Raw genomic sequence first — 4,205 nt, 5'->3', positions numbered from 1 at the left:
AATTTGGATTTTGCTCCAAAACAATGATAGATAACGTAGTATTCTCTACTCTAATATCGTAACCCATAACTCTTCTGACTCCACAACAAACTCTGAAACAAGCTTAAGGAATGGTCCATAGTTCATTGTAGTATGCGCCAGATCCAGTGCATCATAATAATCTGCTCGACGTTCATTTTTTATTATTATTGGTGTGTAACCATGTTTCATCAGTTCAAAATTCAAAAGTAGACGAGCTGTTCTACCGTTCCCATCAATAAATGGATGTATTTTTACAAACTCTCCATGGAGTAACGATGCCTTTACTACGGGATGGTATGCCTTCCACTCTTTTTCATATTCTCTGATCAGTTTTTGCATAAAATGATCAAGTTCAAAATGTTTTGGTGGTATATGCTTTGCACCACTAATTAACACATTTTCATTTCTATATCTTCCAGAATTTTTATTATCTATTTCCTTTAGAATTAATGCATGGATATTTTTTATGTTCCACTCAGTCAATTCTTCCTTGTTGCTTATTAATTCTTCAATAAAAAGAATTGCTTCTCTATGGTTAATTGTTTCCAGATGTTCAACAACACTTTTCCCGCCGATTGTTATGCCCTCCAAGACAACCTTGGTTTCAGACATTGTCAGTGTATTGCCTTCTATGGCATTACTGTTATATGTCCATTCTACAATCAGTTTATCATGAAGAGATTTAGCTGTATTTGAAGGGAAGGGTCTGTAATTGTTTATCTTCATTTTCAGATTATCGATTCTTGTAAAGTCATAATCAATTCCTAGATATTTGCTATTTTGCACTTCTCTTCCATCAATTGGCTTGACTGATTCTTCCGGAATCGACCAGCTACGTCCTATCTTAATTGCTCCCTCTATTCTTCCTTCCGTACACAAAACCCTTACTCTTCGGTCACTTATACCCCATTTTTCACTGACTTCCTTAACACTTAAATACGACATATTAACACCTCTCTTTAATACTATACCGATATCGGAATAATATCAATGATTGTATTCCTTTTCCACCCATCTGAAGGATCCATTATTAGTCCCCTTGAATCCTTGACATTAAGATTTTTGCATGATAGTATCTCGTTACAAATACACTGTATTTAATTACATATGTATTCTTATGCTACTTTTTAGCATACATTATATTAAAATTGGTGATCTACTTTGAATATAGAAAGATTATTAAAGAACAAAATTAAAATAATTATCCAGGAGATTTAAAATGAATGTAATTGAAAACATACTCAATGGAATCGATGTAACCTATGATCAAAAATGCGTACCCTTGCTATTACTTCCAAGGATCTCTGGAGGTGTAATGATATGATTGAAATATTAAAAGTTATTTTACTTGGAATAATTGAAGGAATAACGGAATGGCTGCCAATAAGCAGTACGGGGCATATGTTGTTGTTTGATGCTTTTGTTCCTTTAAATATGCTACCTGATTTTAAAGAGATGTTCTTTGTAGTCATACAATTTGGTGCAATTTTGTCCGTTATCGTTTTACAATGGTCCCAAATGTGGCCATTTATTCATAAAACCGATAAGCAAAATTTTTCAATAAACATGGATATAATTAAAATGTGGTTGAAGGTTATGGTTGCATTAATTCCTTCAATCATTTTGGGTTTGTCATTTGATGACTATATCGAGTCCCATTTCTACACCCCAGTAGTTATAGCAACTATGCTAATCTTCTATGGTATTTGGTTCATACTCATAGAAAAAAAGAATAAAAATAGAACTCTTAAGGTTGACATCGCAAGTAAAATCCCATATAAGACAGCTATAATTATTGGTTTGTTCCAAGTTCTCGCCATGGTACCTGGTACATCAAGATCTGGAGCAACAATTATAGGAGCACTTATGATGGGGGTTTCCCGTACTGCAGCAGCAGAATTTACTTTTTTTCTTGCTGTACCTACAATGCTTGGAGCAAGTTTATTAAAGATTGTTAAATTCCAGAGAGGATTTTCGGGAATAGAGATATATATTTTGGTTGGTGGTATGATTGTTGCTTTTATCGTGTCCATTATTGCTATAAAATTCCTTCTAAATTATATAAAGAAACATGATTTTGCTGCATTTGGATGGTATAGAATTATTCTTGGTACGGCAGTTTTAGCTTTGTTTATGTTATAAGAAAGACATATTGATTTGAAAATTCCAACAACCTAATCAGGTGTTGGGATTTTTTTATACCCTCCCTTCACCTCGTTGAATTGTGAACATGTATCTGCTATACTTATATATAAGTAGATATTGAGTAAAAAACAATCATCTTTGCATACAGGAGGCAACCATGAGAATAGAAGAACATCCTATTTTAAAATTTGAAAGAGGTAAAAAAATAAAGTTTAAATTCGACGGTAAAGAGATGGAAGGGTATGAAAGTGAAACTGTAGCGGCGGCACTTCATGCAGCTAATGTAAAGGTTCTGGGTGAAAGCATTTTCAAGCAAAGGCCAAGAGGTTTTTATTGTGCAATTGGAAACTGCTCCTCCTGTCTTATGGTTGTAAATGGAAAGTCAAATATAAAGACCTGTGTTACTCAACTTGAAGAGGGAATGATAGTTGAAACACAAAAAGGCAAAGGAGGACTGGAATGAAAAAAACTGAAATAGCAATTGTAGGAGCAGGTCCTGCCGGTCTTTGTGCTGCAATCAGCGCAGCTTCTTCCGGAGCAAAGGTAACAATCATTGAAAGAAACAACAACCTTGGTGGACAGCTTGTTAAACAGACCCATATGTTTTTTGGATCTGAAAAGCAATATGCATCCACCAGAGGTATTGATATAACGGGTATTTTATTTAAGAAGCTTGAATCATACAAGAAAAATATTGAAATCATTAGAAACACCAATGTAGTTGGACTCTATGAAGACGGAATGATAACCCTTATGGAGGATGAATCGAAGTATTATAAAATCAAGCCTGATGCAGTAATTGTTGCAACAGGTGCATCCGAAAAATTCCTTGCATTCAAGAACAATGACCTTCCTGGAATTTACGGTGCAGGTGCTGTTCAAACTTTAATGAATGTCTATGGTGTTAGACCTGGGAATAAGGTACTAATGGTAGGTGCCGGAAATATAGGACTTATAGTAAGCTACCAGCTTATACAGGCTGGAGTCAAGGTAGAAGCCATAATAGATGCAGCTCCAAAAATCGGAGGATACCATGTCCATGCTTCGAAAATCAGAAGAATGGGAATACCTATTATGACAAGACATACAGTGGTTGAAGCTAAGGGTAATGACTTTCTTGAAAAAGCTGTTATTTGCAAACTGAATGAGAAATGGAATCCTATTGAAGGCACGGAGAAAGAACTTGATGTAGATGTAATGTGCATATCTGTTGGACTTTCACCTCTAAACGAACTTCTGTCCATGGTTGGCTGCGAAATGAAATATGTATCAAGCTTGAGCGGATTTGTACCAATGAGATACGACAACTATGAAACAACTGTTGAAAATATTTTCACAGCTGGAGACAGCAGTGGCATAGAAGAAGCAAGCGCTGCCATGGTTGAAGGATATCTGGCAGGTCTCCATGCAGCAAAAAAAATCGGAAGAATAAATGAAAACTATGATGAACTCTTAACTGACTACAAGGGCCAGCTTGACAGCTTGAGAGCCGGACCTTTAGGAAAGCATATAAGGGATGGAGTAGATCAAATTGAAAGGAGACGTGACAATGCTTGAAATTAATGGAGTAGCAACCAAAGATCAAATTTCGAATATATTTCCTTCAATTGAAACTATAAACAATGGACCTGTAGCAGTTATTGAATGTTTCCAGAAAATTCCCTGCAACCCCTGTGTTACATCCTGCAGGTTCAATGCCATATACATGGGTGATGATATCAACAATCTTCCAGTAGTGTCTTCTGAAAAATGTGTAGGCTGCGGTGTATGTCTTGGGAAATGTCCAGGTCTTGCCATCATGCTGGTTGACGGGTCAAAATCCGAGGATTATCTCCATATGAGTATTCCCTATGAATTGCTTCCTGTTCCTGAAAAGGGTCAGATGGTAAGAGGTCTTGACAGGGAAGGAAATTATCTTGGTGACGTAAAGGTAGTGAAAGTCTTGAATTCAAAGTCTCTTGACAGAACCTTGATTGTAACTCTTGAAGTACCCAGGGATTTGCTTTATAAATTCAGAAATATTGAAGCGGGGGCAAAAT

At 36.0% G+C, this 4,205-nt stretch carries 5 protein-coding genes and 1 pseudogene; 4 read left to right on the top strand and 2 right to left on the bottom strand.

Features of this window, described 5'->3' with window-relative positions; all coding sequences use genetic code 11:
* Window positions 1–45: 45 nt before the first annotated feature.
* Entirely contained in the window at window positions 46–747 is a 702-nt protein-coding gene (locus tag AC3AX0_RS08310; RefSeq protein ID WP_487549832.1) for a Fic family protein, read from the bottom strand.
* 93 nt (window positions 748–840) lie between these two features.
* Window positions 841–966 (bottom strand): annotated as a pseudogene (locus AC3AX0_RS08305) (helix-turn-helix domain-containing protein); the annotation flags it as partial.
* Between the two features lie 375 nt (window positions 967–1,341).
* Here AC3AX0_RS08305 and AC3AX0_RS08300 point away from each other — a divergent pair.
* The 4 genes from AC3AX0_RS08300 to AC3AX0_RS08285 all read left to right on the top strand — a co-directional run.
* Window positions 1,342–2,163 (top strand): undecaprenyl-diphosphate phosphatase, encoded by an 822-nt coding sequence (locus AC3AX0_RS08300; protein WP_487549831.1) that lies wholly within the window; start codon window positions 1,342–1,344, stop codon window positions 2,161–2,163.
* Between the two features lie 160 nt (window positions 2,164–2,323).
* Window positions 2,324–2,629, top strand: coding sequence for a (2Fe-2S)-binding protein (locus tag AC3AX0_RS08295; protein WP_487549830.1), 306 nt, complete (start codon window positions 2,324–2,326; stop codon window positions 2,627–2,629).
* Window positions 2,626–3,723, top strand: a complete 1,098-nt coding sequence (locus tag AC3AX0_RS08290) for an NAD(P)/FAD-dependent oxidoreductase (protein ID WP_487549829.1) — start codon at window positions 2,626–2,628, stop codon at window positions 3,721–3,723. The genes AC3AX0_RS08295 and AC3AX0_RS08290 overlap by 4 nt, the downstream gene beginning before the upstream one ends.
* A partial coding sequence (locus AC3AX0_RS08285) for an ATP-binding protein (RefSeq protein ID WP_487549828.1) occupies window positions 3,716–4,205 on the top strand: 490 nt, incomplete at its 3' end. The genes AC3AX0_RS08290 and AC3AX0_RS08285, both read left to right, overlap by 8 nt.

The organism is Dethiosulfatibacter sp. (assembly GCF_983023055.1).
This window is presented reverse-complemented; position numbering and strand designations above follow the sequence as displayed.

Coding starts and splice junctions, on each gene's coding strand:
- AC3AX0_RS08310 (WP_487549832.1), bottom strand. CDS start 747: ATGAAGATAAACAATTACAGACCCTTCCCTTCAAATACAGCTAAATCT.
- AC3AX0_RS08300 (WP_487549831.1), top strand. CDS start 1,342: ATGATTGAAATATTAAAAGTTATTTTACTTGGAATAATTGAAGGAATA.
- AC3AX0_RS08295 (WP_487549830.1), top strand. CDS start 2,324: ATGAGAATAGAAGAACATCCTATTTTAAAATTTGAAAGAGGTAAAAAA.
- AC3AX0_RS08290 (WP_487549829.1), top strand. CDS start 2,626: ATGAAAAAAACTGAAATAGCAATTGTAGGAGCAGGTCCTGCCGGTCTT.